The organism is Georgenia sp. SUBG003, assembly GCF_000715355.2.
In the GTDB taxonomy this organism is placed as follows: domain Bacteria; phylum Actinomycetota; class Actinomycetes; order Actinomycetales; family Actinomycetaceae; genus Georgenia.
In genome coordinates this window covers 3,015,170-3,041,592 of the sequence record NZ_CP180204.1, presented here as the reverse complement: position 1 = coordinate 3,041,592, position 26,423 = coordinate 3,015,170, and the positions used below count along the sequence as shown (strand labels likewise).

Annotated in this window: 25 protein-coding genes, 3 tRNA genes and 6 pseudogenes; 12 read left to right on the top strand and 22 right to left on the bottom strand. The window is 71.7% G+C overall.

The genetic code is table 11. From position 1 onward, the window contains the following. Positions 1-29: 29 nt before the first annotated feature. The 6 genes and pseudogenes from gvpO to DA06_RS15650 form a co-directional block, all read right to left on the bottom strand. Positions 30-710, bottom strand: coding sequence for a gas vesicle protein GvpO (gene gvpO, locus DA06_RS15675; protein WP_052436835.1), 681 nt, complete (start codon positions 708-710; stop codon positions 30-32). Beyond that, positions 707-964, bottom strand: coding sequence for a gas vesicle protein GvpG (locus DA06_RS15670; protein WP_043501765.1), 258 nt, complete (start codon positions 962-964; stop codon positions 707-709). Before DA06_RS15670 ends, gvpO begins: the two co-directional genes overlap by 4 nt. Positions 965-967: 3 nt before the next feature. Then, entirely contained in the window at positions 968-1,726 is a 759-nt protein-coding gene (locus DA06_RS15665) for a GvpL/GvpF family gas vesicle protein (RefSeq protein ID WP_043501762.1), read from the bottom strand. Between the two features lie 188 nt (positions 1,727-1,914). After that, a pseudogene (gene gvpJ / locus DA06_RS15660) lies at positions 1,915-2,121 on the bottom strand (gas vesicle protein GvpJ); the annotation flags it as partial. A gap of 8 nt (positions 2,122-2,129) precedes the next feature. After that, complete coding sequence (locus tag DA06_RS15655) at positions 2,130-3,302, bottom strand: SRPBCC family protein (protein WP_052436834.1); 1,173 nt, start codon at positions 3,300-3,302, stop codon at positions 2,130-2,132. A 49-nt stretch (positions 3,303-3,351) separates the two neighbouring features. Next, positions 3,352-4,329 (bottom strand): hypothetical protein, encoded by a 978-nt coding sequence (locus tag DA06_RS15650; protein ID WP_052436833.1) that lies wholly within the window; start codon positions 4,327-4,329, stop codon positions 3,352-3,354. A gap of 248 nt (positions 4,330-4,577) precedes the next feature. On the opposite strand from DA06_RS15650, the gene DA06_RS15645 reads away from it, so the two are divergent. Further along, positions 4,578-4,955, top strand: a complete 378-nt coding sequence (locus DA06_RS15645; RefSeq protein ID WP_418605420.1) for a VOC family protein — start codon at positions 4,578-4,580, stop codon at positions 4,953-4,955. A gap of 77 nt (positions 4,956-5,032) precedes the next feature. On the opposite strand, the gene DA06_RS15640 is transcribed toward DA06_RS15645, so the two are convergent. Together DA06_RS15640 and DA06_RS15635 are read right to left on the bottom strand one after the other, a co-directional pair. Further along, positions 5,033-5,121 (bottom strand) — tRNA-Ser (locus DA06_RS15640). A 67-nt stretch (positions 5,122-5,188) separates the two neighbouring features. Continuing rightward, positions 5,189-5,273: transfer RNA gene (locus tag DA06_RS15635), tRNA-Ser, on the bottom strand. Between the two features lie 121 nt (positions 5,274-5,394). Between DA06_RS15635 and DA06_RS15630 the strand changes: the two are divergent. Further along, positions 5,395-5,616, top strand: a pseudogene (locus DA06_RS15630) (alcohol dehydrogenase catalytic domain-containing protein); the annotation flags it as partial. 9 nt (positions 5,617-5,625) lie between these two features. Here DA06_RS15630 and DA06_RS15625 read toward each other — a convergent pair. Beyond that, a pseudogene (locus DA06_RS15625) lies at positions 5,626-5,841 on the bottom strand (PHP domain-containing protein); the annotation flags it as partial. Between the two features lie 213 nt (positions 5,842-6,054). Here DA06_RS15625 and DA06_RS15620 point away from each other — a divergent pair. After that, positions 6,055-8,082 carry an LTA synthase family protein gene (locus DA06_RS15620; RefSeq protein ID WP_043501752.1) on the top strand — a complete coding sequence of 676 codons (2,028 nt, stop codon included), beginning with the start codon at positions 6,055-6,057 and terminating at the stop codon, positions 8,080-8,082. On the opposite strand, the gene DA06_RS15615 is transcribed toward DA06_RS15620, so the two are convergent. From DA06_RS15615 to DA06_RS15595, 5 genes and pseudogenes are all read right to left on the bottom strand, one after another. Beyond that, entirely contained in the window at positions 8,075-8,896 is an 822-nt protein-coding gene (locus DA06_RS15615) for a hydrolase (protein WP_043501750.1), read from the bottom strand. The two genes, DA06_RS15620 and DA06_RS15615, sit on opposite strands and share 8 nt — an antisense overlap. A gap of 41 nt (positions 8,897-8,937) precedes the next feature. Beyond that, entirely contained in the window at positions 8,938-9,783 is an 846-nt protein-coding gene (locus DA06_RS15610; RefSeq protein ID WP_418608335.1) for a hypothetical protein, read from the bottom strand. After that, positions 9,780-10,814: an ABC transporter ATP-binding protein gene (locus tag DA06_RS15605; RefSeq protein ID WP_052436832.1), complete on the bottom strand. Its 1,035-nt coding sequence runs from the start codon at positions 10,812-10,814 to the stop codon at positions 9,780-9,782. Before DA06_RS15605 ends, DA06_RS15610 begins: the two co-directional genes overlap by 4 nt. Positions 10,815-10,899: 85 nt before the next feature. Then, positions 10,900-11,559, bottom strand: a pseudogene (locus tag DA06_RS15600) (ABC transporter transmembrane domain-containing protein); the annotation flags it as partial. A 176-nt stretch (positions 11,560-11,735) separates the two neighbouring features. Beyond that, the gene (locus DA06_RS15595; protein WP_418605418.1) at positions 11,736-12,149 is read right to left on the bottom strand and encodes a hypothetical protein; all 414 of its coding nucleotides are present in this window, start codon (positions 12,147-12,149) and stop codon (positions 11,736-11,738) included. A 198-nt stretch (positions 12,150-12,347) separates the two neighbouring features. Between DA06_RS15595 and DA06_RS15590 the strand changes: the two genes are divergently transcribed. The 5 genes and pseudogenes from DA06_RS15590 to DA06_RS15570 all read left to right on the top strand — a co-directional run bounded on the left by DA06_RS15590 (position 12,348) and on the right by DA06_RS15570 (position 16,075). Further along, positions 12,348-13,046: a GAF and ANTAR domain-containing protein gene (locus DA06_RS15590; protein ID WP_043501736.1), complete on the top strand. Its 699-nt coding sequence runs from the start codon at positions 12,348-12,350 to the stop codon at positions 13,044-13,046. A 163-nt stretch (positions 13,047-13,209) separates the two neighbouring features. After that, positions 13,210-13,662: a DUF6098 family protein gene (locus DA06_RS15585; protein ID WP_052436830.1), complete on the top strand. Its 453-nt coding sequence runs from the start codon at positions 13,210-13,212 to the stop codon at positions 13,660-13,662. A gap of 64 nt (positions 13,663-13,726) precedes the next feature. Then, positions 13,727-14,204 (top strand): annotated as a pseudogene (locus DA06_RS15580) (peroxiredoxin). Between the two features lie 157 nt (positions 14,205-14,361). Then, positions 14,362-14,444 (top strand) — tRNA-Leu (locus DA06_RS15575). A 362-nt stretch (positions 14,445-14,806) separates the two neighbouring features. Beyond that, positions 14,807-16,075 (top strand): UbiA family prenyltransferase, encoded by a 1,269-nt coding sequence (locus DA06_RS15570; protein ID WP_418605417.1) that lies wholly within the window; start codon positions 14,807-14,809, stop codon positions 16,073-16,075. Here the strand turns inward: DA06_RS15570 and DA06_RS15565 are convergent. From DA06_RS15565 to DA06_RS15545, 5 genes are all read right to left on the bottom strand, one after another. Continuing rightward, a complete protein-coding gene (locus DA06_RS15565) occupies positions 16,020-16,196 on the bottom strand; it encodes a hypothetical protein (protein WP_418605415.1) in 177 nt (58 codons plus the stop codon). The two genes, DA06_RS15570 and DA06_RS15565, sit on opposite strands and share 56 nt — an antisense overlap. Next, a complete protein-coding gene (locus DA06_RS15560; protein WP_418605414.1) occupies positions 16,193-16,591 on the bottom strand; it encodes an SDR family NAD(P)-dependent oxidoreductase in 399 nt (132 codons plus the stop codon). Before DA06_RS15560 ends, DA06_RS15565 begins: the two co-directional genes overlap by 4 nt. 23 nt (positions 16,592-16,614) lie before the next feature. After that, positions 16,615-16,773, bottom strand: coding sequence for a hypothetical protein (locus DA06_RS15555; protein ID WP_418605413.1), 159 nt, complete (start codon positions 16,771-16,773; stop codon positions 16,615-16,617). Then, positions 16,770-18,119 (bottom strand): FAD-binding oxidoreductase, encoded by a 1,350-nt coding sequence (locus DA06_RS15550; protein ID WP_043501734.1) that lies wholly within the window; start codon positions 18,117-18,119, stop codon positions 16,770-16,772. Before DA06_RS15550 ends, DA06_RS15555 begins: the two co-directional genes overlap by 4 nt. A 93-nt stretch (positions 18,120-18,212) precedes the next feature. After that, positions 18,213-18,686: a hypothetical protein gene (locus tag DA06_RS15545; protein ID WP_418605412.1), complete on the bottom strand. Its 474-nt coding sequence runs from the start codon at positions 18,684-18,686 to the stop codon at positions 18,213-18,215. Between the two features lie 74 nt (positions 18,687-18,760). Here DA06_RS15545 and DA06_RS15540 point away from each other — a divergent pair, with 74 nt between their 5' ends. Then, the gene (locus DA06_RS15540) at positions 18,761-18,967 is read left to right on the top strand and encodes a hypothetical protein (RefSeq protein WP_418605411.1); all 207 of its coding nucleotides are present in this window, start codon (positions 18,761-18,763) and stop codon (positions 18,965-18,967) included. An 8-nt stretch (positions 18,968-18,975) separates the two neighbouring features. On the opposite strand, the gene DA06_RS15535 is transcribed toward DA06_RS15540, so the two are convergent. Further along, positions 18,976-20,091 (bottom strand): molybdopterin-dependent oxidoreductase, encoded by a 1,116-nt coding sequence (locus DA06_RS15535; protein ID WP_418605409.1) that lies wholly within the window; start codon positions 20,089-20,091, stop codon positions 18,976-18,978. A 319-nt stretch (positions 20,092-20,410) separates the two neighbouring features. Between DA06_RS15535 and coxB the strand changes: the two genes are divergently transcribed. From coxB to DA06_RS15520, 3 genes and pseudogenes are all read left to right on the top strand, one after another. Then, complete coding sequence (coxB, locus tag DA06_RS15530; protein ID WP_418608045.1) at positions 20,411-21,322, top strand: cytochrome c oxidase subunit II; 912 nt, start codon at positions 20,411-20,413, stop codon at positions 21,320-21,322. Further along, positions 21,322-23,098, top strand: a pseudogene (gene ctaD / locus DA06_RS15525) (cytochrome c oxidase subunit I). The gene coxB and the pseudogene ctaD overlap by 1 nt, the downstream one beginning before the upstream one ends. 41 nt (positions 23,099-23,139) lie before the next feature. Beyond that, the gene (locus DA06_RS15520; RefSeq protein ID WP_043501722.1) at positions 23,140-23,538 is read left to right on the top strand and encodes a cytochrome c oxidase subunit 4; all 399 of its coding nucleotides are present in this window, start codon (positions 23,140-23,142) and stop codon (positions 23,536-23,538) included. A gap of 296 nt (positions 23,539-23,834) precedes the next feature. On the opposite strand, the gene DA06_RS15515 is transcribed toward DA06_RS15520, so the two are convergent. Then, positions 23,835-24,461, bottom strand: a complete 627-nt coding sequence (locus tag DA06_RS15515; RefSeq protein ID WP_043501716.1) for a superoxide dismutase — start codon at positions 24,459-24,461, stop codon at positions 23,835-23,837. Between the two features lie 232 nt (positions 24,462-24,693). Further along, positions 24,694-26,421 (bottom strand): cytochrome b, encoded by a 1,728-nt coding sequence (locus DA06_RS15510; protein WP_418608043.1) that lies wholly within the window; start codon positions 26,419-26,421, stop codon positions 24,694-24,696. Between the last annotated feature and the right edge of the window lie 2 nt (positions 26,422-26,423).

Genomic DNA, 26,423 nt, shown 5'->3' with positions numbered 1-26,423 from the left:
CTCCTCTCTCCGGGTTCAGCCGCAAACGCTCAGCCGTCCTCGGTATGGCCGCGCGCGTACCTCGCACGCCGACGGTAGCTCATGAGCTCTCCGTCCTCGTCGAGCTCGATCTCGTACTCCGCCATGATGTCGGACGTGCTGGGCACCCGCGGGTCCTCGACCACCTCGATGAGCACGATCCAGCTGTCGCCGTCGCGGCGGACGCCGACGACGCCCTCGATGGTGCGGCTGGTGAGCTCGGCGAGCTGCTGGACCGCCAGCCGCGCGGCGCGTCCGGCACCCAGGCGAGGGCGGTGGCTCCGGCCCCCTCCGTCACCTCCGTCCTCCTCTTCCGGCCGACGACGCGGGTGGTCGCCGTGGTGGTCCTGGCTCTCGCCGTCGTCATGCGGACGGCGACGGGGAGGCTCGCCGTTGTCCTCGCGGCTCCCACCCCCGGCCGACGGCGCGCGCCCGCCGTCGTCGTCCCGGCGCGGCGTCTGCCCACCGTCGCCGTCCCGACGCTGTGCCTCACCGCCCTCGGGCTCCCGTCTGGGCCGGGCCGGCCGCGAGCCGGTGCTCTGGCCTCCGGAGGATTCCTGCCGGGCCGCACCGCCGGAGGCGCGCCGGGGCGCTTCCGACTGCTTGCGGGGGTGCTTCTCGCCGGTGGACTCCTCCCCCGCCGGCCGGCGGGAGCTCTGCCGGGTGGACGTCCCGGTGTCGGACTCGCTCATCTTCCCTCTCCCTGTCGGGTCCGGCGGTTCGCCTCGATCAGCCGCGCCACCAGCGACTCCTCGAGCGTGTCGGCCTCCTCGTCGCCCGATCTCCCCCCCGCTCGCGCGCCCCGGGAGACGTCGTCGAGCTGACGGCGGATCTTGCCGACGTCGTAGTACTCGCGCTCCGCCTCGTCGAGCACCTGCTGCGCGACCCAGACGGTGCCGCGCACCGGCGCGAGGGGAAGCGTGAGCAGACCGCTGAGGAGACCCATGCCTCAGTCCTCCGGGACGAAGTCGTACGGGGCCTGCGGCCCGATCAGCCGGAAGACGATACGGTCGGCCGTCCGGGTCGCGAGCGCGTCGACGGCCTCTTCGAACGCGTCCTGCTCGCCCCGCCGCACGAGCGCGGCAGCCTCGAGGACGTCGTCGACCTGGCCGGTCTCACGCGTCCGCAGGTCGGAGGTCCACGGCGTGACCGCCTCGAGCAGCTGGGCGGCGTCCGCCTCCCTTTTGCGCTCGAAGCCCTGCACCACCAGCTCGCCCAGGCGGATGCGCGCGTAGTAGGTCGCGTCCTCCGGCTGGTCACGGGTCGCCTCCCGCAGCTCGCGGATCTCCGGCTCCTCGCTCACCAGCTCGGTGAGCACGGCCTGCTCGACGTACTGGGCACGGACGGTGAACTGCACGACGTCGGCGAGGTTGCGCAGGTGCACGGCGTAGCCGTCCAGCCGCTCGTCCGGCACGGCCTCGTCGATGGCGTCGACGTCGGGCACCGCCGTGCCGAACCTCATCGGGAGGACGGGGACCGCCGCCGCGACCGTGTCCAGCACTCCGGCGTGGGCACGTACCTCGGCCGGCAGCCCGACCACCTCACCACCCGGCAGCTCCGAGACCAGCGCGGCGACGTCACCGAGGCCGACCACGTGCACGCGCTCGCCACCGACGCCCTCGAGGCCCTCCGGGACGTCCGCGTCGGCGAGCACCAGGCCGTAGACGTACAGCAGCGTGTCGACCTCCTCCGCCGCGGGTGCTGTCACGAAGACTCCTTCGCGGGTGCGCGGCGTCGGCGTTCCTCGCCGGAGTCCTTGTCGTCACCCCCGGTGAGCGCCTCCTTCGCGCTCGAGACGATGCCCTTGGTCTTTCCACGGGCCCCGCTCTCCGTCAGTCCCTCCATGAGTTCGGGCAGGTCCCTGCCTCCGGACTCGGCGAGGTTCAGGCGGCTGGTGGCCTCGGCGAACCGGAGGTAGGTGTCGACGCTCGCGATGACGATCCGGGCGTCGATGGTGATCAGCTCGATCCCGACCAGCGACACCCGCACGTAGGCGTCGATGACCAGACCCTTGTCGAGAATGATGTTGACGACGTCCGCCAGCGATGCGGACGACGGACGGTCGACGTACCCGCCCCGGGACCTCGTGGTAACTGCACTCATCGTGCCTCCTACCTACTTTCCTCGGCGTACTCGTCCTCGGCGCCCTCTGCGGGGGCCTCCTCGTACTCGTCCTCGGCGCCCTCTGCGGGGGCCTCCTCGTACTCCTCCTCGGCGCCCTCCTCCGGGACCTCCTCGTACTCCTCCTCGGGGGCAGGCTCCTCCTCGTACTCCTCCTCCGCGGCAGGCTCCTCCTCGTACTCGCCCTCGGCGGGCTCGTAGGACTCCTCCTCCGGGAACTCGTCCTCGGACTGCTCGGACTCCTCCGACTCCTCGGCGGCCTGCTCGTCCTCGACCACCTCGTCGTGGGTCCGCACGATCTCCTTGTCGTGGATCTCGGCGCGGTAGCCCTCGACGTCCTCGGGGTGCAGGACGGTGTCGGTCATGACGTGGCGGACGAAGAACTTCAGCTCCAGCCGGAGCCGGCGGTTGACCGCACGCCACATGTTGGCCGTCTTCTCGAAGAAGCCCTGCGGGTAGTACTCGACGACGACGACCAGCCGGGTGAGCTCCTCTCCCAGCGCGTGGAACGTGACCGCGCCGCTGAGATGGCCCTTCGGGCCGCTGGAGTCCCAGACGATGCGCCTGTCGGGGACCTGCTCCTTGATGCTCGTGCTCCACTCGCGGTGCGACCAGAAGACCTGGCCCTTGAACGCGACCTTGCCCTGCTCGTCGTCGAGCTCGGCGCGCTCCACCTTCTTCATGAAGTCGGGCCAGTTGTCGTACTCGGTCCACGCGTTGTAGACCACGCTGACCGGCGCACCGACGTCGATGCTCTCGACGATGTTGTTGAACTTGAACTTCTTGCGACCCCCGCGGCCACCGCCGCCCTCGCCGCCACCGCCGAAGATGCCCTTCACCTTCTCCTTCACGCCGGTGGCCGCCCCTGCGAGTCCCGCCTTCACAGGGGAATCCCCTTCGGCGAGCTTCTCGGCACTCTTGGCCAGGGCCGCACCCTTGAAAGTGGGCGCATCCCCGCCCTCGTCGTCGTCGCGGTCGCGGGCGCTCTCGCCGCTCGCATAGGCCGTCAGCCGGTCGGACAGGTTCCCCACGCGCCCGGTCAGCCTGTCGACGGCGCGGCCGCCCAGCGCGCGGGCGTACCCGCCCGCAGAACTCTTCAACGCGGCAAGCGGCAGGTTGTGCGAGGCCGGACCCGGTCCGGGCTCGCTTGTCTTGTCGTTCATGAGGCTGCTCCTTCACCTTGTCCGTGGTGGACGCGGCCGAGTGGGTTGACTAGGGCTGGGGGCGGGTCGGCGGCAGCGGCTTCTTCGCCGCCGGCTTCTTCCTCGCCGTCCCGGACGAGGACTTCCGCTGCGCCCCGCCCTGCTGGCGCGGCTGGGCCTTCTGCCTGGTCTGCTGGGACCCGCCGCGCCCACGGCGCTGGCCGGACTGCTGAGAGCCGCCGGCGTCAGACTGCTGACCGGCTCCCTCCTCCGCCTCGGGCTCCTCGGCAGCGGGCTCCGCCTCGTCCTGGGCGGTCTCCTCCTCGGTCCCCGTCTCCTCGGCCTGGTCCTCCGGCTCCTCGGCAGGCTCCTCCTCGGCCTCCGCCTCGGGCTCGGCCTCCTCGGCCTGGCGCTCCGGCTCCTCGGCAGGCTCCTCCTCCGCCTCCGCCTCGGGCTCGGCCTCCTCGGCCTGGTCCTGGGGCTGCTCGGCGGCCTCCTCCTCGGCCGGTTCCTCTGCCTGACCCTCGGGCTCCTCCGTGGGCTCCTCGCTCTCGGCCTCCGGCTCCTGCTTCTTCTGCCCGGGCCGGAGCTTGCTCACGACGCTCCGGCCCTTGCCGGCGGTCTTCCCGGCCGTGTCGCGGCCCTTGCCGGCCGTCTTCTCCGCGGCCTCGCGCCCCTCACCGGCGGCCTTCTCCGCGGTCTCCTGCCCCTGCTCCGTAGTCTTCTTGACCTGCTCCTCGGCGAAGCCCGCCAGCTTCTCGGTGCGCTCCTGCAGGTTCGCCGTGACCTGCTCCACGCCCTTCGTGGCGGCCGCCATCGCGGCAGCCTTGCTCGCTTCGACGAGTCGCCCGGTCAGCTCGTCGGTGAGCTTCTTGACCTCCGGCGACGAGAGGATCGAGCTGCCGGCCTTGGCGAGCATCTGGGGATTGCTCTGCAGCTGCTTGGCGCCGAACGTGGACGCAAGCATCAGCGCCGTCTTCATCTTCTTCGTCCGGCCGAGCAGATATCCGCCGAGGAGGATCCCGGCGAACTTGAGCTTGTCATCCATGGCGACTCCCAGCTTTCGGGTCGTGTGTGACCAGCAGCACGTGGTCCGGACCATCACGATGACACAGACGCACCACGCTCGCCTGCTGTGCAGCGGTGCCTCAGATCTGTCGCGGGCGACCCTGGAGCCCGCGCGGGAGTCCGCTCGGATCCGCCGCCGCGCCGGACCCGTTGACTACCCCCGGAGCGGGTTCTAGCGTCGAGAGCGCCGGTCGGTCGATGGTCGCCCGACCCGCACGGGAGGTAGTCATGCTCTCCGCCTACAGCCCCGTCCCGACCCTCGCCGTCAAGGACCTCGCAGCTGCCCGGTCCTTCTACGAGGAGACGCTCGGCTTCGACTCGGGGAGGGAGGAGGCCGGTGGCATCGTCTACACCGCGGGCTCCGGGCAGTTCCTCGTCTACGAGTCCTCCTACGCCGGCACGAACAAGGCCACGGCCATGGCCTTCGAGGCGCCGGACGGTGACTTCGACACCGAAGTTCAGAACCTCCGCGACAAGGGCGTGGAGTTCCAGACCTTCGACATGGAGGGGATCGAGTGGGACGGCGATGTCGCTACCTTCGGGCAGGCGCGAGCGTCTGGTTCAACGACCCCGACGGCAACATCCTCAGCCTCGGCACGGCGGTGATGTGATCCGAAGGAGCAGAGAGCCCGAACCCTCGCCGAGGGTTCGGGCTGCCGCTGATGTCCTGCGACATCACAGAGCGGAGACGGTGGGATTTGAACCCACGGACGGGTTGCCCCGTCACGGCCTTAGCAGGGCCGCGCACTAGACCTGACTATGCGACGTCTCCAAGTCCACCGGACAGGCTACCTGCCGCGTGGCCCTGGGCAAAAACGACGGCCCAGGACGGGCGAGCGCGGAGGGCAAGGGATTCGAACCCTTGGTGGGTTGCCCCACAACGGTTTTCAAGACCGTCACATTCGGCCGCTCTGTCAGCCCTCCATGCCGCAGCGCTGAGCCGACGGCGGCCCCAGTGTAGGCGAGCCGCTGCGTGCCGCAGGCGCACCGGGCGTGACCCGTCCCGATTCGGCGGGCTCGACCGCCGTTGGGGCACGATGGCTGCATGCGTGCCATCACCGTCACCGACCACTCGGCCCTCGAGCTGACCGACGTGCCGGACCCGCGGCCCGGGCCCGGCGAGGTCCTGGTCAAGGTCGCCGCCGCCGGCCTGAACCGGGCCGACCTCCTCCAGCGGGCGGGGCACTACCCGCCGCCGCCAGGCGCGAGCAGCCTCCTCGGTCTCGAGGTCTCGGGCACGGTCGCCGCCGTCGGCGAGGGCGCGGCCGGAGGTGCTGAGGTTGAGCTCGGCCCCGAGCACGGTGGGCAGGCCGAGGGTGCGAGCCGCCTCGGCCAGGCGCACGACGCCGTAGAGGCCGTCGTGGTCGGTCAGCGCCAGCGCGGACAGGCGCAGCCGGGCCGCCTCGGCGGCGAGCTCCTCGGGGAGGTTCGCGCCGTCGAGGAAGCTGAAGGCCGAGTGCGCGTGCAGCTCGGCGTAGGGGACGTCCGGCACGCCGCCATCGTATCGAACTGCTGTTCGATATGCGTGCAGTCGGGCCGGGAGCCGACTCGGGCGACCCTCCTGCCAGGGGCGTCCACCCACGCTCGCCCCTGAATCGCCCGCCCTCAAGAGGTACGTTCACGCGCCGTTCATATAGCGTTTGCCCACGTGCGGGGCCCCGCCGGTGCGCCCCGTGCCGGTGCCATCCTCGAACGAACGGTTCCCATGCTCCAGACCACCAGCGCCACCCGGGTCGACGTCAGGCCGCGCCCGGGCGACGAGGCACCCCAGGACGGGCGCCGCCGGGCACGGCCGCGTCTGCGACGGGTGGTCGACGCGGTCGAGCGGGCGGTGCCTCTCGCGTCGCTGAGCCTTGCCGTCGCCGTCGTCGTCACGATGATCCTCGAGCTGGTGCACGTCCAGACCGACGTCTGGATCGCGCCGCTCGAACGGGTCGACACCTGGCAGGCGGACCAGCTGGCCCTCGAGGTCATGGTCGTCTGGGCGGTGGTGGCGCTCCTCCACGCCCTCGTCGGCCGGCTGTGGCTGGCCGCCGCCGTCAGCGTCGTGGTGGCAGGCGTCATCGCCTTCGCCGACTACCAGAAGATGCTGATGCGCGGGGAGCCGCTGTACCCCACCGACATCGAGTACCTCAAGGACGCCGGGCTGCTCCTGAACAGCATCGGCGTCAACCCGGCCTACGTCCTGGTGGGCCTCCTCGCCGTGGCACTGCTGGTGGCTTCCGCCGTCGTGCTGACCTTCCGGCGGTCGGCGCGGCGTGCCGGCTCAGCCCGGCCGGCGCAGCCCGCCAGGCCGCCGCTCCGCCGTCGCCTGCGCGCTCTCGCGCCGCGCATCATGGTCGGTCTCGTGGCCGCCGGCGTGCTCGCCGCGGCGGTGACCTTCAACGAGGACGGCAACCCGCTGCGGGCCGTGTGGGAACGCTCCGGTCCCACCTGGGCGCGGTGGAACCAGGTGGAGAACTACGCGGAGAACGGGTTCGTCTCGGGCCTGCTGTACAACATGCCCGGCACAGCCATGGAGCGACCGGACGACTACTCCCGCGCCACCATGCAGCAGATCGCGGACAGGTACGCCGCGGTCGCCGCCGAGACGAACACGACGCGCGACCCCCAGGCGCTCGCGGACACCAACGTCGTCGTCGTGCTCAGCGAGTCCTTCACGGATCCCACCCGCCTGCGCGGCGTGGAGGTGTCGGAGGACCCGATCCCCTTCACACGCGCGCTGATGGAGCGGAACCCGTCCGGCACGATGCTCAGCTCCGACTACGGCGGCGGCACGGCCAACGTCGAGTTCGAGGTGCTCACCGGGCTGTCGCTGAACAACTTCCGCGAGCAGATGCACACGCCGTACCAGATGCTCGTGCCGTACGAGGACGACTTCCCCTCGCTGCTGCGCTCGATCGGCACGGAGCACGACGCCATCGCGATCCACCCGTACCAGCGCAACTTCTACAAGCGCGACGAGGTGTACGAGACCTTCGGCTTCTCGCGGGCCGCGTTCGAGCACGACATGGCCGACGCCGCGCTGGTGGAGGACAACCCGTACATCTCCGACGCCGGGACGTTCACGCGCGTGGTCGACGAGCTCAGGGCCTCGGAGGACCCGATGGTCGTCAACGTGGTCACCATGCAGAACCACCGTCCCTACGCCGGCAAGTACGACGACCCCATCCGCGTCGACGGGCAGATGCCCGCGATCCAGCAGAGCAACCTCGGCCAGTACGTGCGGGGGCTGCGGTACAGCGACGAGGCGGTGGAGCAGCTCGTGACCGACCTCGAGGCCCTCGACGAGCGCACGATCGTCCTGTACTACGGCGACCACTCCCCAGCGGTGTGGTCCGACCAGGTGTGGGCGCTCAACCAGGGCCAGACGATGTACGAGACGCCGTGGTTCGTCTGGGCGAACTTCGAGACCGCCGCCGTCGACCCCGGCGCGGAGCTTCTCGGACCGAACCACCTCTTCAACCAGGTGCTTTCGGCGGCCAACGCGCCGGTCACGCCGTACGACGCGCTGCTCGCCCAGCTCTCCGAGGAGGTCCCGGCCGCCGAGCGCGGCATCATGCTCGACCCGCAGGGCCGGGGAGATCACCGCGGCGGACCTCTCCCCCCCGGGCACGTCAGCTGCTCGAGGACTACCGCCTCGTCCAGTACGACCTCGCGGTGGGCGAGGGCTGGGCGGAGGCGGACCTGTTCCAGGTGCCCCCGGCCCGCTGACCCCGGAGCGGTCAGGTGAGGTGGTCGTGGTCGCCGCGGGCCCAGGCGGCGTGCCGGGCGGCGCTCTGGCGCACGGCGGTCCGGCCCTCGCTCGGGATGGTGTTGCCGAAGTTGCCGTAGATGCGGTCGAAATCGAGCTCCAGGATGTCGCGCGCGACTCGCTGCGCCACCGCGCCGGACAGCGGGATCCGGTTGGGGTAGCTGCGCATGAACGCCACGGTCCGCCGGTCGGGGTTCGGGCCGATAGTGTCCCCGCACAGGAGCACGCCGACCCCGTCGGCGCCGGTCCAGGTGGCGACGGCGTTGCCGGGGAAGTGCCCGCCGATCTGGTGCATCACGAACCCCGGGACGGGCGTGACCCGGCCGGACCAGTAGCGCACGGCGTCGTCCTCGCGGGCGAGCCAGCGGGCGTCCGCCTGGTTGACGAGCACCGGGACCCCGCCGAGCGCCCGGCTCCACTCGACCTGGGCGCCGAACATGTGCGGATGGCTGGCAGCGATCGCGACGACCTCGCCGGCCCGGCGGACCCTGCGCACGGTGTCTTCGTCGAGGAAGCCGAGCGGGTCCCACAGCACGTTGCCCTCGGGGGTGCACGCGAGCAGCGCCTGCTGGCCGATGCCGACGTGCGGCTCGGCGACCAGCCCGAGCAGCCCGGGCTCGACCTCGTACATCGCGACGAGGTGCCCGAGCTCGCGCATCTCCTCCAGCGTGGTCCAGGCCTGCCCCGTGGCGGGAACCCACTGCCGCTCGTCGGTGCAGATCTCGCAGATCTCGGGCGGGGAGTCGGTGTCGGCGTGCTCGACGGCGCAGGTGCGGCAGATCCAGACGGTCATGCGGCGATCCTCCCGCCTCGGTGCAGCGTGCACCAGGACTTTCAGTCGTACACGGCCTCGACCTGCCACCGCCCGCGCTCGACGGCGAGCAGCAGCGCGGGCGCCCCTTCCGGGACCACCTGGACGTAGGCGCGGCGTCGCCCCTGGTCCGACCACCACCGCTCGGTGCCGTGCCACGGCCCCGCCCACGCGAGCAGCGGGTACTCCCCCGCGTCGACCGGCGACTCCAGGAAGACCGTGTGCCGCCCGACGTCCACCCCGAGCAGCCGTGGCAGCCGGACCGGGGCACTGCGCGTTCCTGGGCCGACGACGCACGGCAGCGCGCCGACGCCCGGCGCCGCCGCCCGGGCCGCCGCCGCACGTGCGTCGTCGCGCCCGGGGTAGACCTTGGCGTACACCACGTCCCGGCGCGACCGGGTCCGGTCACCGCCGGAGAACCCGGTGAGGTCGTAGCGCAGCACGCACGGCCCGGTGCGCGGGTGGTGGACGACCGTCACCCCGACCGGCCGCCCGTCGCCGACACCCAGCGCGGCAAGTGCCTCCCCGGCGACCACGGGGTCGATCATGGCGGGCAGGGTCGGCAGGTCGGGATCGTCGGGGAACGCCGTGACGGAGAGCCCGCCGTCGGCGCAGCGGACCAGGAGCGTGACCTCGTCCGGCGGGGCGACGGTGAGCCCGTCACCGGGCCCGGCCGCCCCCAGGACGGCCGTGACCCGCAGGGACATCCGGTCCGGACCGTCGTAGAGGACCGAGTGGGTGCGGACCCGCCGGATGTCGCGCCCAGGCAGGTGCGTCCCCAGCCAGTCCCGGGCGACCTCGTGGGCGAACCGTGGGTCCAGCGCCCGTTCCGCCAGCCGCACCGCCTCCCGCAGCGCGGGCGCACTCATGACCCACCGCCGGCGCTCACGGGGGACTCCCCGCCGGCGCTCACAGGGGACTCCCCGCCGTCGACGGCGCGGCCGAAGAGGCTGGCGAAGGGGCCGTCGGTGCGGGCCAGCGTCCTGGGTGAGCCTTCCTGGACGATCCGCCCCTCCTCGAGCACCAGCACGCGGTCGGCGCAGGCGACGAGGTCGGCGTCGTGGGAGATGATCAGCGTCGTCGTCCCGGAGATCAGCGTGCGCAGCGCCGCGACGACCTGCCCGGCCGACTCGGGGTCGAGGCCGGTCGTCGGCTCGTCGAGGATGAGCACGGGTGCGTCGCGCACGAACGCCCGGGCGATCGCGATGCGCTGACGCTGGCCGCCGGAGAGCGTCGCGCCACGCTCGCCGAGCATCGTCGCGTAGCCGTCCGGCAGCTCCTTGACGAACTGGTCCGCGTTCGCCAGCCGGGCCGCGCGGACGATGCGTTCGCTGTCCGGCGCGTCGATGCCGTAGGCGATGTTCTCCGCGACCGTCCCCGTCAGCAGCAGCGTCTCCTGCAGCACCACGCTGACCTGCCGGCGCAGCGACTCGAGCGTGAACTGCCGGACGTCCGTGCCGTCGATGGCGACGGTCCCGGAGTCGGGGTCGTACAGGCGGGGGACCAGCTGGGCGACCGTGCTCTTGCCGGCACCGCTCGGCCCGATGAGCGCGACCACCTCGCCCGGCTCCACCGTGAACGTGATGTGGTGCAGCACGGTGCGGACGCGGTCGTCGTCGGCGGCGGTCTCGGGGCGGTAGCCGAAGGAGACGTTGGTGAAGCTCAGCCGGCCGGTCAGCCGCGGCGCGGGCCGGGCGCCCGGGGAGTCCGTGACCGCGGGCTGCCGGGCGAGCAGCTCCTCGATGCGTTCCGTGCTCGCGAGCAGCTTGCCCACCTTGTACCACTCGCTGACGATCTTGCGGGACGGCTTGAACATGTTCTGGATGAGGAGCACGAACAGCACGAGCGTGCCCGCGGAGATCGAGCCGCGGTCCACCAGCCAGACGCCCAGCCACACCACCCCCCGCGATCGTCACACCCTCGAGGATCGCGATGACGAAGCTGAACTGCGCCTGGATCGTGGCGACCTTCAGCGAGGCCCGCATGCTCTGGTCGCTCTGCCGGGAGAACCGCTCGAGGTCGACGTGGCCGCGGCCGTAGCTCTGCACCAGACGGATCGAGGAGAGCATCTCCTGAGCCGTCGACGCCAGGTCACCCTCCTTGGACCGCTGCTCCTTGGAGACCCGCTTGAGGCGTTCGGAGAAGTGGTTGGACACGAGCGCGAGGGCGGGCACCACGACGACGGCGACGAGCGCGACCTCGGGCGACTGCGTCAGGAGCACGACGAAGGACCCCACGAGCAGCAGGGCGCTGGCGACGATGTTGCTCAGCGACGCCACGACGAACTCCTCCACCACGAGGACGTCCCCGGTGACGCGGGTGAGCACGTCGCCGGTCCGCCGCCTGTCGTGGTACGCCATCGAGAGCTTCTGGAGACGGTCGTACATGGTGACCCGGACGTTGTAGCCCAGCTCGCGGCCGCCCCGGGCGAGGAACACCTCCGACAGGGAGTCGGCCCCCTTGTTGACGGCAGCGATGAGGACGATGGCGATCCCGAGGAGGAGGACCGTCTCCCAGCGCTCGGAGTCGATCAGCGCGGGGAACCCGCGCTCGCGCAGGGTCGGGGCGTCGCCGCTGACGAAGTCGACGGTGTAGGCGATCGGCAGCGGTTCCACGACCGCCGTGAGCGCCTCGAGCACCAGCATCACGAACCCGAGGACGTACGGCGTGGTGGAACCGTGGTGGGTGCGGATGAGGTCGTACGCCCGGCGCATCTCCGAGCGTCGCCGGGCGCGCCGCTCCCGTCGACGGCTCCGGCGTGGCCGGAGGGGCCGCCGGGTTCCGGCGGCGGTGCCGGCGCCGGTCGCGGCCTCGACGGCGGTCATGGCCCCTCCCGCTGGTCGAGCACCCGGTGTCCCTGCCCGACGTAGCGGCGCGGCAGGGCGGACAGCGGCTCCCGTGCGTAGGCCCGGAGCGCCTTGCGCATGAGGGCGACGGCTACGTGAGAGGTCCGGCGCGGTCCGCCAGGTCCGCGCCCGCCCCGGTCGCCGGCGGCGCCCGCGTAGGTGGTCAGGAACCGGGCCGCGAGGGCGTCCGCGGCGTCGAGGGCGGCCGGGTCCGGCAGTGCCGCCTCCGTCGTCGGCGCCCGCAGCGCCTGCTGCTGCAACGACGCGACGAAGTCCCCGACGTCGGAGGCCGCGTCCCGCGAGGCCCAGGTGGTCGAGGTCGAGGAGGGCGACGGAGTCGCGGACGAGGAGGAACTGGCCGGGCCGCAGTCGCCGTGCACCAGGGACACCGGGCCGCTCTGGAGCTGGCGCGACTGGGGCGTCGCGGCGCCGGGCGGGAAGACGCATGTCGGCGAGGGGCACGGCGGCAGCTCGGCCCGGCCCGGCCCTTAGCTGCTTCGGATGCCCCGGCGCGCCGCCCGGGCTACCGTCGACTGACCCTCGAAGTCCCCGACCTCGCCCACGGCGGAGGAAGGAGACCGGCACGCGTGTACGACCACGATCTGTTCGTCAAGACCCTCTCGGACTTCGTACGCACCCTGGTCGAGCCCTACGACACCGACGCCGTGCTCGACGATCTCGCCACCACCGTCCGGGAGACGCTGCACCTCACCGGCGCAGGTGTCTCGCTCGCCGACGACGGCGGGATCCGGAGAGCCACCGTCATCCCTCCGCACCTGGTCCCCCTCGAGGACTACCAGCAGGAGCACCAGACCGGACCGAGCGTCGACGCCTTCCGCACGAGCCGTCCGGTCGTCGCCTCCGGGCCCGACGAGCTGCGGGCACGCTGGCCCCGGTACGCCGAGCTCGCGCTCGAGTGCGGAACCGCGGCCGTCGCCGCCCTGCCCCTGGCGCTCGGCGGGAAGACCTTCGGCGCGCTCTCCATGTACGCCGACCGCCGCGACTGGCCGGAGCCGGACCTCACCGCCGCGGCCCTGCTGGGCGAGATGGCCGCGGCCTACCTCGTCCACGAGTCGGTGCACCAGCAGCAGCAGCAGCTGGCCAGCCAGCTCACGCAGGCGCTGAGGTCCCGAATCGTCATCGAGCAGGCCAAGGGGATCCTGGCGGAGGCGAACGGCGAGACGGTGGAGCACGCCTTCGAACGCATCCGGTCCCACGCCCGGAGCCACAGCGTGAAGGTCCGCGACGTCTCGGAGGCGATCGTGCGCATGGGTCTGCGCCTGTAACGGACCGGTTGCCACCAATTGGCGTCCTTGATTACGGTTTAATAACAGCCCGCCCCAGAACATTCGGCGGGACCCCCGCCCCAGCACCTGGCGGAACTACGGCCGCTCCGGACCTCGGCGGTGACGCCCGCGCACCAGCGGGCACCGACAACTGGAGCGCACAATGCCGTTCGCCGACGTCATCGAGATCCCCACCCACGCCTCCCGCCAGCAGCGTGACCTGCCGACCATCGACACGGTCAGCGACCTCGTCCGTGCCGCGCAGGGCGGTGGCGAGCTGTACCTCCGCGTCAGTCGCGGCCCGGAGGACGTCCACACCGGGAGCCGTCACCCGGAGAGCGGTTACCCGCTGCCCGGTCTCGCGTGCTGGCCGCTCGGTCCAGAGCCGTGGTGGCCGGCCGGCACCTCCACCTGGATCGCCCGTCAGCTCGTCAGCCACTCCTACCTGCTCTCCGAGCGGGCCCTCGCCTGGGTCCTGACCGGCCCCGTGGTCGGCCGCGGCGCCGACGGCGAGCCGCTCGTGGCGCCCGCACGCCCCGTCGCCCTCCTCGGGCACGGCGCGTTCCTCGAGGCGGAGAGCGTCTACGCCGCCTGGCGCTGCCGCGACGTGCGCTGAGGTGCGCGGTGCGGCCCGGTGAGAGGATGGGCGCCGCCAGACCGTCCCACTGCCAGGAAGTGACATGCCGCGCCTCGACACCACCGACACCGCCCCCGACTTCACCCTGCCCACGGCCGACGGCGGCCAGGTCTCGCTCTCGGCGCTGCGGGCCGGTGCCGAGAACGGCGTCGTCGTCTACTTCTACCCGGCGGCCGGGACGCCCGGGTGCACCAAGGAGGCCTGCGACTTCCGCGACTCCCTGGCATCCCTGCAGGGTGCCGGCTACGCCGTCGTCGGTATCTCCCCCCGACGGTGTCGACAAGCTCGCGCGGTTCACCGAGTCGGAGGGGCTCACCTTCCCGCTCGGGTCCGACCCCGACCACGAGGTGCTCGAGGCCTACGGGGCCTGGGGCGAGAAGAAGAACTACGGGAAGACGTACGTCGGCGTCGTCCGCTCGACCGTCGTCGTCGGCAAGGACGGGACGGTCCGGCTCGCGCAGTACAACGTGAAGGCCACCGGTCACGTCGCCCGGCTGCGCAAGGAGCTCGGGGTCGACTGAGTCGGCCCGCGACCGGCGGCCGGGCGGCGTCGGCCCGCGGCCGGCGGTGGGCGACGCTGGCCGCGACCGGCGGTCGGGCGGCGTTGGCCACGACCGCCGGACCGGCCGCAGGTCGCTGCCCCGGCGGGAGGCCGTCGGCCGATAGGCTGGTTCGCGAGCGCGAGTGGCGTAACTGGCAGCCGCGCCAGGTTTAGGTCCTGGTGCCTTCGGGCGTAGGGGTTCGACGTCCCCTCTCGCGCACTCTCCTCCCCACGTGGGGGTGCCCTGACTCCCCAGGGGCACCGCCCCTCCTCTCCCCCCATCCGCCGCCCACCTCGCCCCCCGTCCGACCCGGGCGGGTTCCGCCCCGCAGGACGGGGGCACCGCTCCGGGGCCTCAGGACGTGCACGAGCCGGGACGAGGGCCGATGGTGGACGTGTGTCCGGGCCACCGGCTCGCTGCGGAGCCGCGGGACCACCCTCGTCCGGCGGGCGGTGGCTCGCGCCCCGGGCGCCGGCTGCGACCACCGCCGGGCGGTGACGCGGTGAGCGCCGCCGTCGTGCACGCCACCCGGCGCCCTGCTCGGCGCGGTACGAGTCCCCCACTGGACCAAGAACGCTCTCGTGCTCGCGCCCCTGCTGCCCGCCGCCGACCGGCTCAGCCCTCAGGCCCTGCTCGGTGCGGTCCTCGCGTTCGTCATGTTCTGCCTCATCTCCTCGGCGATCTACCTCGTCAACGACGTCGTCGACGTCGAGACCGACCGGGCGCACCCCGTCAAGCGGCACCGCCCGATCGCGGCGGGCACCGTCTCCCCGCGCACCGCGCTCGCGTCGGCCGCCGTGCTGGTGGTCGCCGGGCTCGCCCTGGCGTCCGCGCACAGCGTTCAGCTCGCGCTCGTGGCGGGGACCTACGTGGCGCTCATGCTGGGCTACTGCCTGCGCCTCAAGCACGAGCCGGTGGTCGAGCTCGGGGTCGTCGCCTCGGGATTCCTGCTGCGCACGTTCGCCGGGGCCGTCGCCGCGGACATCCCGCTCTCGCCCTGGTTCCTCCTGGCCGCCGGCTTCGGCTCGCTCTTCGTCGCCGCCGGCAAGCGCTACGCCGAGGCGCAACGGGCCCTGACGGGGGGCGCAGAACGTGCGCGCGGTCGTGCGCGCCTACAGCCGCACGTACCTCAGGTTCGTGTGGACGACGGCGGCCGCGCTGGTCATCGCCACCTACGCGCTGTGGGCGTTCCAGGTCCACGACCAGCGCGACTCGGGGTGGAGCATGGCCTCCACGGTCCCGTTCGTGGTGGCCGTCCTGCGCTACGCGGTCAACGTGGACGCGGGGCGGGCGGAGGAGCCGGAGGACGTCATCCTCCACGACCGCATGCTGCTGGCGCTCGGCGTCCTGTGGGTGGTGCTGCTCCTGCTGGCGGTCTTCGCGTGAGGCCGCACCGGCTCGCCGGGGAGGCCGCCCGGTTCTGGGTGGTCGGAGGGTGCGCCTACGCGGCGGACCTGTTCGTGTTCAACGTGCTCCTCCTGCACCTGCACGCCCCGTCGGTCACGGCGAAGGTGATCTCGAGCGTCGTGGCCGTCGCGGTGGCGTACTCGGGCAGCCGCTGGTGGACCTGGCGGGACAGGCGCAGCCCGGACCTGGCCGGCGAGCTGCTGCGGTTCCTGCTCGTCAGCACGGTGGCCGCGGGCGTGCAGCTGCTCTGCCTCGTCCTCGCCCGCGAGACGCTGGACCTGCGCAGCCCGGTCGCGGACAACGTGTCGGCCAACGTGGTCGGCATGGCGCTGGCGACGGTGTTCCGCTTCTGGGCCTTCCGCACCGTCGTCTTCCGGAACCCGGACCTCACCACGGCAGACGACGGAACACCTGTCCGGGAAGGTGGCGCACCACGGCCATGACGGCCCGCAGCACCGGCGGCACCCAGACGGTCTCCGGCCCGTGCTGCAGGTGGCGGACCACCCGCGCCGCCACGTCCCCCGGCTCGGCGGCGAGCGGCACCTGCCGCAGGCCGCGGGTCATCGCGCTGCGGACGAACCCGGGGCGGACCACGAGCACCCGGACGCGGACGGGCGCAGCGCCTCCCGCAGACCGGTGTAGAAGGAGTCCATCCCCGCCTTGCTCGCCCCGTAGACGAAGTTGGAGCGCCTCGGCCGCTCCGCCGCGACGGAGGAGAGCGCGACGACGACGCCGTGGCCCTGCGCCTCCAGCCGGCCGGCGAGCAGCACCCCCACGCTCACCGCCGCGGTGCTGTTGACCTCCATCAGCCTGACGGCGGCCGCGTGGTCGCGCCAGGCCCGCTCCTGGTCACCCAGCACGCCGAAGGAGACGACGGCGACGTCCACGTCGCCGTCGGCGAACGCCGCCTCCACCACGGCAGGGTGGGAGGCCACGTCCTCGGCCTCGAAGTCCAGCACGGCCACCTGGTGCCCGCCGGCGCTCAGCGCCGCCGCCGCCGCGTCCCGGCGCCTGACGGGCGGGCGGCGAGGACCACCCGGGCGGGACGCCGGGAGACCAGCGCCCGCACCACGGCCAGCCCGATCTCGGAGGTCCCGCCGAGGAGCAGGACGGACTGCGGGGTTCCGACGGAGTCGATCACAGGCCCAGTCTCCTCGACAGGTCCGAGGTGAACACCCCGTCCGGGTCGACCTGCCGACGGACCTCGCGCCACCGGCCCAGACCGGGATACATCCGCTCGACCGTCTCGGGCCTCGCCCGGGAGTCCTTCGCGAGGTATATCCGGCCTCCGGCGTCGAGCACCAGGTCGTCGAACCGGTCCAGCAGCGCCGCCAGCGCCGGCACCACCGGCAGGTCCAGGGCCAGCGTCCAGCCCGGGGCCGGGAACGACAGCGGGGCGGGACCGGCCGTGCCGAAGCGCTTGAGCACCGCCAGCGACGCCACGACCCGTTCCCGGTGCAGCAGCTCGATCACCCGCCGGACCACGGTGTGCCGGTCGAACGGGACGACGAACTGGTACTGCACGAGCCCGCGCGGTCCGTACAGCCGCGGCCAGGAACCGACGACGTCCAGCGGGTGGAAGTACGGTCCGACGCCCTGGACGTCACGCCGTCGCCGTGCCGGCGCCCGGTGGTACCAGGTCTCGTTCAGCGCACGGACGGTGGCCCGGCCGACCAGCGGGACAGGGGCGGTCACCGGGACCTCCGGAGGCCGGCGCGGGCCGAACGCGAGGGGCCTCTCGCGCAGCCGCGCCGGCAGCTGCTCACGCCGGGCGGGACTGCCCCGGGTCAGCACCGACCGACCCAGGGACGCCCCGCCCATCAGGCAGTCGACCCAGGCGACGGAGTAGGTGTAGCTCTCGTCGCCGGTGCTCATGCGGTCCATGAGCTCCTCGAGGTCCCGGGCACGCTCGGTGTCCACGGCCACCCACGCGGTCTCGACCGGCAGCATCCGCAGGGTCACCCGCAGCACCACCCCGGTCAGGCCCATCCCGCCGACCGTGGCCCAGAAGAGCTCAGCACCGTCGTTCGGGCCCACGTGACGCGTGGAGCCGTCCGCGAGCAGCAGGTCCAGGGACTCGACGTGGTGGGAGATGCTGCCGCGGACATGGTGGTCCTTGCCGTGGATGTCCGCCGCGACCGCGCCGCCCACCGTCACCTGCCGCGTGCCCGGGGTCACCGGCACGAAGAGTCCCAGGGGAAGCAGCACCCGCATCAGGTGCTCCAGGCTGACGCCGGCCTCGACGGTGACCAGGGCCCGCTCGACGTCGACCGACAGCACGCGGTCCAGGCCGACGAGGCTGATCACCGTCCCGCCGGCGTTCTGCGCGGCGTCGCCGTAGCTGCGGCCCAGGCCGCGCAGCGCCACGCCCCGCCGCGGACGCGTCCGGAGCGCGGCGGCGACGTCACCGACGGAGCGCGGGTGGACCACGGCCGCCACGCTCGGTGCCGTCCCGCCCCACCCGGTGAGGCGCACCCTGGTGGTCATACCCCTCCTCGTCCGCGGCGACCGCGGGTCGCACGGGCCACGCATCGTGCCGATGCTCCAGCATCGCGGACGACTGAAGTCACCGGGCGTAGATCATGAGGTGGTAGGAGCACCGGGGGGTCCCGGCCCGCGACGTGCACCGGCTGGAAGTCCTCGCCGCGGGGATGCGTGCGCACGGCGGCGTCGGTGGGGGTACACGGCGTCGAAGACGTCGGGTTCCCGGCTGGCGAGGACCAGCACGTCGGGCCGGCGCTCGTGGACCACCTCGGCCCGCTGGCGGGGGGTCAGCGGACCCGTGCGCTGGATGAGCGGGTCGTTGAGCATCAGGTTGTCCACGGCCGTCCGCCCACCCGCGCGGGCCGGCACGTAGCCGGCGTCGGAGATCGCGAAGGTGACGTCGGGCGCGGTGTTCGTGACCAGCCACCCGGCGGCCTCGGCGCGGGCGGCCGCGCGGCAGCTCATGTAGCTCTGCTGCCACCGGTGGACGTCGCGCACCGACGCCGGCGGCACGAGCAGGACGGCCGCCGCGACCACGACCGCCAGGCCCGCCGCAGGCACCCCCGGCACGCGGTGCGACGGCCGGGCCCCCTCCACGAGCGACGGCGAGGGCCCGGGGACCGCTCCCGGCGGGGGCGGGCGCCGTGGCACGCCCGTGGCGCTGGGTCGCGGTCAGCGCGGCTGCGTGGACGCCGGCGATGGTGGTGATCTTCGCCGGCGCCCAGGCCGCGCCGGCGAGCTGGCCGACAGCGGCCGTCGCGCTCCTCGGCACGGCGACGGGCGCTCTCGCGGGAGCCGTCCTCGGAGCGGTGTGCGGGGCGTCGGTGCCGCGGCTCGGACCGCGCGCCTGAACGGATGCCTACCCGCCAACCGGACCGAGCGCCCACGCCGCCACCCGGACCGGAGGGCGATCCTCCACCCGGACCGGCGGCCTGCCCCACCACCCGGACCGGAGGGCTATCCTCCCCCCCGGACCCGGCGGCCTACCCCTCCACCCGGACGTCGACCCGGTGCAGCCCGGTCGCGCCGTCGGCGCCGGCGGCCGGCGCTGACTGGTCTGGACGATCCCGTCGAGCCCGGTGGCGCGGACCTCGAGCGCATGATCGCCGGCGGAGGCGTCCCAGCGGTAGAGCCACTGCCGCCAGGTGTCCACGCTCACCTGTTCCGCGAGCTCGGCCGGCCGCCAGTCGCCGTCGTCGACCCGCACCTCGACCTTCCCGATGCCGGTGTGCTGCGCCCATGCCACGCCGGCCACGACAACCTCGCCCGCACGCAGCGGGCTGCCCCCGCGCGGAACGTCGATGCGGGAGGCGATCTTGACGGGCGCCTCCGCCGACCAGCCGCGGGTGGTCCAGTACGCGACGTCGTCCGCGAACCTCGTCACCCTGAGCTCGCTGACCCACTTGGTGGCAGAGACGAAGCCGTACAGCCCGGGCACCACCAGCCGCACCGGGTAGCCGTGCTCCGGCGGGAGCTGAGTGCCGTTCATGCCGACGGCGAGCAGTGCGTCGCGCTCGTCGGTGAGCGTCCTCAGCGGGGTGGAGGCGGTGAACCCGTCGACGCTGCGCGAGAGCACCATGTCGGCGTCAGCGGCCGGGGTAGCACGGGCCAGCACCTCACGGACCGGGAGGCCGAGCCACAGCGCGTTGCCGACGAGGTCCCCGCCCACGTTGTTCGACACGCAGCACAGGGTCACCCACGCCTCGACGAGGTTCTCGGCCAGCAGGTCGTCGAGCGTCAGGACGACCTCCCGCTCGACCAGTCCGTGCACCCGCAGCGTCCAGGTCGCCGGATCCACGCGCGGGACCACGAAGGCGGTGTCGATCCGGTAGAACGTCTCGTTCGGCGTGCGGAACGGCGCGAGGCCGTCGACGCGCAGCTCCGCACCGTCCGGGAGCGGCGCTGCGGGGCTCGCCGGCGCGGGCAGGGTCAGCCGGCCCCGACCGGCCGCCGCACGGCCCCGTCCCTCACGCATGGGGCGGGGCCGTCGCTGTCCCGCCCGGGCGGCCGGATCGCCGGGCCGTCGCCGGTGCGGCAGACGAACCGGACGAATCGGTCGCAACGCCCGCCGGGATGCTGACATGGCGACAGAATCACCCGGCCACGCCCCGGTCCCTGGGCGTTCCCGTGCCGGTTTCATGGATAAGGTAGGCCGCGGAGGACAAAGGTCCCGAGCCTGCGCGCGCCCGACGGCCGCGGAGGGCGCAGGATCTCCGGACTCCCGCTCCACTCAGCACCGCGTCGGAAGGTCAGATCCCGTGCGAACCACGTCCAGGCACCAGGGCAGAAGCCCTGTGGTGCGCAGTCTCGCCCTCGCGGGTCTGGTGGCCCTCACGGCCGCCGCCTGCGCGCCGGCCGAACAGTTCCCCAGTGAGCCGGGCAAGGGCGTCGACGTCGGCTTCCTGCCGAGCGAGCGCGGCCTGACCGACAAGGTCGACAGCCTGATCGACCTGTGGAACGGGTCCTGGATCGCCGCCCTCGCCGTCGGCGTCCTCGTCTGGGGCCTGACGATCTGGTGCATCGTCGCCTACCGCAAGCGCAAGAACGACGACCGTCTGCCCGTGCAGCTGCGCTACCACGTGCCGCTCGAGCTCATGTACACCGTCGTGCCCGTCCTGATGATCGGCGTGCTCTTCTTCTTCTCGAGCAAGGTCACCGCCGACTTCCAGGACGTGACCCCGTCGACGCAGGCGGCCGGAACCACCTCCTCCGCGGGGGAGATCAACGCCGAGGCCGAGCCCGCGGACCAGGAGATCGAGGTCTACGGCAAGCAGTGGAGCTGGGACTTCAACTACCTCACCGAGGACGTCTACTTCTCGGGCGACCGCATCTCGCTGACCGGGCAGGAGGGCGTCGAGGAGACGCTGCCGACCCTGTACCTGCCGGTCGACGAGACCGTCACGTTCACCGTGAAGTCGCGCGACGTCGCCCACGCGTTCTGGATCCCGGCCTTCCTGTACAAGGTCGACATCATCCCGGGCCGGACCAACACGTTCCAGGTCACCCCGCAGAAGGAGGGCATCTACTCCGGCAAGTGCGCGGAGCTGTGCGGGGAGTTCCACGCCGAGATGCTCTTCAACGTCGAGGTGGTCGACCGGGCCACCTTCGACGACAAGATGGCCGAGCTGCGTGACGCCGGCCAGACGGGACGGCTCGGGGAAGAGCTGAACCGCCAGTACCTCGTCACGCAGGAGGACCAGCACTGATGGCGACCATCACCACCACCCACCCCGACGTCGTTCCCGGCCTCCGCCCGCAGCGGCAGAGCCTCGGGCGCATGGTCATCGGCTGGGTCACGTCGACCGACCACAAGACGATCGGCTACATGTACGTCGCCACGTCGTTCGCGTTCTTCATGGTCGGTGGCGTGCTGGCGCTGCTGATCCGTGCGGAGCTGTTCGAGCCGGGGATGCTGCTGCAGTCCAAGGAGCAGTACAACCAGCTCTTCACGATGCACGGCACGATCATGATGCTGCTGTTCGCGACGCCGTTGTTCACGGCGTTCGGCAACATCCTGGTGCCCATCCAGATCGGCGCGCCGGACGTCGCCTACCCGCGGCTGAACATGTTCTCGTACTGGCTGTTCAGCTTCGGCGGACTGGTGACCGTCGCAGGCTTCCTCACCCCCAAGGGCGCGGCGAGCTTCGGCTGGACCGCCTACACCCCCCTGTCCAACGCGACCTTCTCGCCCGGGCTGGGCGGGGACCTGTGGGTCCTCGGGCTCGCGATGACCGGTTTCGCGTCCATCTTCGGAGCGGTGAACTTCATCGCCACGATCATCACGATGCGCGCCCCCCGGCATGACCATGTTCCGGATGCCGATCTTCACCTGGAACGTCCTCATCACCTCGATCCTGGCGCTGATGGCGTTCCCGGTGCTGGCCGCCGCCCTGTTCGGCCTCGCCGTCGACAGGCTCCTCGGCGGGCAGATCTACAACCCGGAGGCCGGCGGGGCGCTGCTGTGGCAGCACCTGTTCTGGTTCTTCGGCCACCCCGAGGTCTACATCATCGCGCTGCCGTTCTTCGGCATCGTCTCCGAGGTCATCCCGGTCTTCTCCCGCAAGCCGCTCTTCGGCTACAAGGGCCTGGTCTTCGCCACCATCTCCATCGCGGCGCTGTCCGTGACCGTGTGGGCGCACCACATGTTCACCACCGGCGGCGTGATGCTGGAGTTCTTCTCCCTGATGACGATGCTCATCGCGGTGCCCACGGGCGTGAAGTTCTTCAACTGGATCGGCACGATGTGGCGCGGGAAGCTCACCTTCGAGACGCCGATGCTCTACTCGCTCGGGTTCCTGGTGACGTTCCTCTTCGGCGGCCTGACCGGTGTCATCCTGTCGAGCCCGGCGATGGACTTCCAGGTCCACGACACCTACTTCGTGGTGGCGCACTTCCACTACGTCGTGTTCGGCACCGTCGTGTTCGCGATGTACGCGGGCTTCTTCTTCTGGTGGCCGAAGTGGACGGGCCGGATGCTCGACGAGAAGCTCGGCAAGATCCAGTTCTGGATCCTGTTCGTCGGCTTCCACACGACGTTCCTCGTGCAGCACTGGCTCGGGGTCCAGGGCATGCCGCGCCGCTACGCCGACTACATGGTCGAGGACGGCTTCACGCTGTACAACCAGATCTCCAGCGTGGGCGCGGTGCTGATCGCCGTCTCGACCCTGCCGTTCCTGTGGAACGTCTACAAGACCCAGCGCGGGCCGCGGACGGTGTTCGTCGACGACCCGTGGGGCTTCGGCAACTCCCTCGAGTGGGCCACCGCGTCCCCGTTCCCGCGGCACAACTTCACCTCCCTGCCGCGGATCCGTTCCGAGCGCCCCGCGTTCGACCTGCACCACCCGGAGGTGGCCGCGATGGACCATCCCGAGCCCAACCGGGACATCCTCGACTCGCTCTACGCGAGCCCTGAGGCAACCGGTCGCCAGCGCGTGGTCACCGAGCGGGCGGCACGCAACGACGAGGAAGGGACGCAGCGATGAGCCACCACGACGACCACGGCGTGCCCGAGCAGACGAAGCCCATGCGGGTCGAGGCCTGGCTCTTCAGCGCCGGTGTCTTGTTCTTCATCCCCGTGGGGCTTGTCTACGGCTTCACTGCCGACTGGGAGCCGGTCGGCGTCGTCGGGTTCTTCCTTCTCGCCGCGATGTTCGCCCTCGCGGGCGGCTACATGTGGCTCACGGCGCGGCGGGTCGACCCGCGGCCGGAGGACAACCCGACGGCAGACATCGAGGACCGGGCCGGCGAGGTCGGCGTGTTCTCCCCGCACAGCTGGTGGCCCCTCGTGCTCGGAATCGCCGCCACGCTGGCGTTCACGGGCCTGGCCATCGGCTGGTGGATGACCGGTATCGGAGTCGTTCTCGGCGTGGTCGGCCTGGTCGGCCAGCTCTTCGAGTTCTCCCGCGGACAGCACGCACACTGACAGTCTCTGCGCTCGAGACGCCCCGGACCGGAGAACGGTCCGGGGCGTTCGTGTCTCTCGGGCACTCGGGCTGACGCGGCGAGGAGGAGACGCGCGGGGCCCTCAGAAGCACGGGAGACAGCCCACCGGCCCCGGTAGCGGGTGGAGGACGTCCCGGTCGCGCGAGAAGGCCCCCAGGATCGTTCCTGGGGGCCTTCAGGCCTGTCCGGGTGGGCGGCCGCAGTCTGTTGCGGTCCAGAACCGCCCCGTCCCGGCTCAGGACCGACGACGGCTCAGCACGGACGCCGGCGCGCGGGTCAGGCGGGGACGATGAGTCCGCTCGCCTGGGTCGTCGCCCTGCCCAGGCGGGCGGCGACGTCCTGCCAGTTCACGATGTTCCAGAACGCCTTGACGTAGTCCGCCTTGACGTTGAGGTAGTCGAGGTAGAAGGCGTGCTCCCACATGTCGAGCTGCAGCAGCGGGATCGTGCCCACCGGCACGTTGTTCTGCTGGTCGTACATCTGGAAGATCACGAGCCCGCCCGAGACGGAGTCGTAGGCGAGCACCGACCAGCCGGAGCCCTGGATGCCGGTGGCGACGGCGGCGAACTGGTTCTTGAAGGCGTCGAAGGTGCCGAAGGAGTCCTTGATGGCCTCGGCGACGTCGCCCTCGGGCTCCCCGCCGCCCTCGGGGGAGAGGTTGTTCCAGAAGATCGTGTGGTTGATGTGGCCGCCGAGGTTGAACGAGAGGTTCTTCTCGTGCAGGTTCACGGCGGCAAGGTCGCCGGACTCGCGGGCCTCGGCAAGCTTCTCCAGCGCGGTGTTGGCGCCCGCCACGTAGGTGGCGTGGTGCTTGTCGTGGTGCAGCTCCATGATCTTGCCGCTGATGTGGGGCTCGAGGGCGCTGTAGTCGTACGGAAGGTCGGGCAGCGTGTAGACGGCCATGAATGTCCTCCTGTGCTCTGGCGGCACCAGATACGGCGCCGCGCCGGTGTTTCGTTCCGGGTTGCCCCGGTCACAAGGTCCAACCTATTGGGTGCGGTCTTGTTCCCGCGTGTCCGTCTGGTGGACGACTGCCGTCCGCTGCGGCGTGTCCTCGGCGCAGACCGAGACGGCGGGCAGACGGCGACGGCGGCCGGTCCCATGGGGGACCGACCGCCGTCGGGGTGTGGGGGTCTCAGCGCCTCTGTGACCGCGCCAGGGTCGCGACCGACCCGCCCTCCGCGCTCTCCACGTCGCCGCTGCCGTGCGTGGTCGAGGGGAAGTGGTCGAGCGCCACGGACCCGCCGCGGAGACCCTCCGCGTGGTGGCCGGTCTCCTCGAGCTCACCGTGGTGGCCGGCGGCCGCCAGCTCCACGGGGGTGACGGGCTCGATGCGGTCCTCGTAGAAGAACCGGGACAGCTTGTGCCGGAAGGAGTCCGCGCGGTAGCCCGGACGGTCCACGCCGTTGCGGTCGGTCGCCGGCTCCAGCTCCAGCGGCCGGTGCGCCTCGTGCGCGACGAGGATCCACCGCTCGTGGTCCGTGAGCGGCTTGTGGACCTCCATGAACGCCCCGTTGGGCATCTGCACGACGCGACCGGTCTCGTGACCGTGCAGGGCCAGCTCGCGGTCCCTGCGCTGGAGACCCAGGCAGATCCGCTTCGTGACCACGAACAGCACCACGGGCAGCACGAAGATCAGGACCCGGAACGCCCACGTGATGTCGTTGATCGACAGGTCGAAGTGGGTCGCGATGATGTCGTTGGCCCCTGCCAGGACCAGGATCAGGAACGCGCCGAGCCACGCGACACCGAGGGCGGTGCGCACGGGCACGTTGCGAGGCCGGTCGAGCACGTGGTGCTCGCGCACGTCGTTGGTCGCCGCCCGCTCGAGGAACGGGTAGAGCGCGATGAACGTGAACAGCAGGCCGGGGACGACGACGCCGGGGACGAGGATGTTGAGCGACAGCGTGTAGCCGCCGATGACGACCTCCCAGTTGGGCATGAGGCGCAGCCCGCCCTCGAGGAAGAGCATGTACCAGTCCGGCTGGGCGCCCGCGGAAACGGGGGAGGGGTCGTACGGACCGTAGTTCCAGACGTTGTTGATCGCGATCAGCGCGCCCATGAGGGCGATGAAGCCGAAGACGATGAAGAAGTAGCCGGCCATCTTCGCCACGTACACGGGGAACGCGGGGTACCCGACGACGTTGTTGTCGGTGCGGCCGACGCCCGGGTACTGGGTGTGCTTGTGGACGACCATCAGGATCAGGTGCACCGTCACGAGCGCGATGATCAGCCCCGGGACGAGCAGGATGTGGACCGTGAACAGGCGCGGGATGATCTCGGTGCCGGGGAACTCCCCGCCGAAGAGGCCGTAGCTGAGGTAGGAACCGATGATCGGGATCGCCTTGGCCACGCCGTCGGCGATGCGCAGACCGTTGCCGGACAGGACGTCGTCGGGGAGCGAGTAGCCGGAGAATCCGGCGGCCAGGCCGAGGATCATCAGGGTGAAGCCCACGAGCCAGTTGATCTCACGCGGCTTGCGGAACGCACCGGTGAAGAAGATGCGCATCATGTGCGTGACGATCGCCGCCATGAACAGCAGCGCGGCCCAGTGGTGCATCTGCCGCATGAGCAGGCCACCCTTGACCTCGAAGGACATGTAGACCGTCGAGGCGTACGCGACGGACATCTCCATGCCCTGGTGGGACACCGGCAGCGCGTCCTCCGGGTAGGTGGTGTGCGCCATCGACGGCTCGAAGAACATCGTCAGGAAGATCCCCGTGAGGACCAGGACGACGAAGCTCCACAGCGCGATCTCCCCGAGCAGGAACGACCAGTGCTCCGGGAAGATCTTCCGCGAGATGAAGCGGACGGCCTTGGCGGCCCCGACCCGCGAGTCGAGGAGGTCGGCCGTGCCACGCATCG

What these genes read in the sequence shown, in the direction of transcription:
- gvpO (WP_052436835.1), bottom strand. Translation starts at nt 710, where the DNA reads ATGAGCGAGTCCGACACCGGGACGTCCACCCGGCAGAGCTCCCGCCGG.
- DA06_RS15670 (WP_043501765.1), bottom strand. Translation starts at nt 964, where the DNA reads ATGGGTCTCCTCAGCGGTCTGCTCACGCTTCCCCTCGCGCCGGTGCGC.
- DA06_RS15655 (WP_052436834.1), bottom strand. Translation starts at nt 3,302, where the DNA reads ATGAACGACAAGACAAGCGAGCCCGGACCGGGTCCGGCCTCGCACAAC.
- DA06_RS15650 (WP_052436833.1), bottom strand. Translation starts at nt 4,329, where the DNA reads ATGGATGACAAGCTCAAGTTCGCCGGGATCCTCCTCGGCGGATATCTG.
- DA06_RS15645 (WP_418605420.1), top strand. Translation starts at nt 4,578, where the DNA reads ATGCTCTCCGCCTACAGCCCCGTCCCGACCCTCGCCGTCAAGGACCTC.
- DA06_RS15620 (WP_043501752.1), top strand. Translation starts at nt 6,055, where the DNA reads ATGCTCCAGACCACCAGCGCCACCCGGGTCGACGTCAGGCCGCGCCCG.
- DA06_RS15615 (WP_043501750.1), bottom strand. Translation starts at nt 8,896, where the DNA reads ATGACCGTCTGGATCTGCCGCACCTGCGCCGTCGAGCACGCCGACACC.
- DA06_RS15610 (WP_418608335.1), bottom strand. Translation starts at nt 9,783, where the DNA reads ATGAGTGCGCCCGCGCTGCGGGAGGCGGTGCGGCTGGCGGAACGGGCG.
- DA06_RS15585 (WP_052436830.1), top strand. Translation starts at nt 13,210, where the DNA reads ATGCCGTTCGCCGACGTCATCGAGATCCCCACCCACGCCTCCCGCCAG.
- DA06_RS15565 (WP_418605415.1), bottom strand. Translation starts at nt 16,196, where the DNA reads ATGACCCGCGGCCTGCGGCAGGTGCCGCTCGCCGCCGAGCCGGGGGAC.
- DA06_RS15550 (WP_043501734.1), bottom strand. Translation starts at nt 18,119, where the DNA reads ATGACCACCAGGGTGCGCCTCACCGGGTGGGGCGGGACGGCACCGAGC.
- DA06_RS15535 (WP_418605409.1), bottom strand. Translation starts at nt 20,091, where the DNA reads ATGCGTGAGGGACGGGGCCGTGCGGCGGCCGGTCGGGGCCGGCTGACC.
- DA06_RS15520 (WP_043501722.1), top strand. Translation starts at nt 23,140, where the DNA reads ATGCGGGTCGAGGCCTGGCTCTTCAGCGCCGGTGTCTTGTTCTTCATC.
- DA06_RS15515 (WP_043501716.1), bottom strand. Translation starts at nt 24,461, where the DNA reads ATGGCCGTCTACACGCTGCCCGACCTTCCGTACGACTACAGCGCCCTC.
- DA06_RS15510 (WP_418608043.1), bottom strand. Translation starts at nt 26,421, where the DNA reads ATGCGTGGCACGGCCGACCTCCTCGACTCGCGGGTCGGGGCCGCCAAG.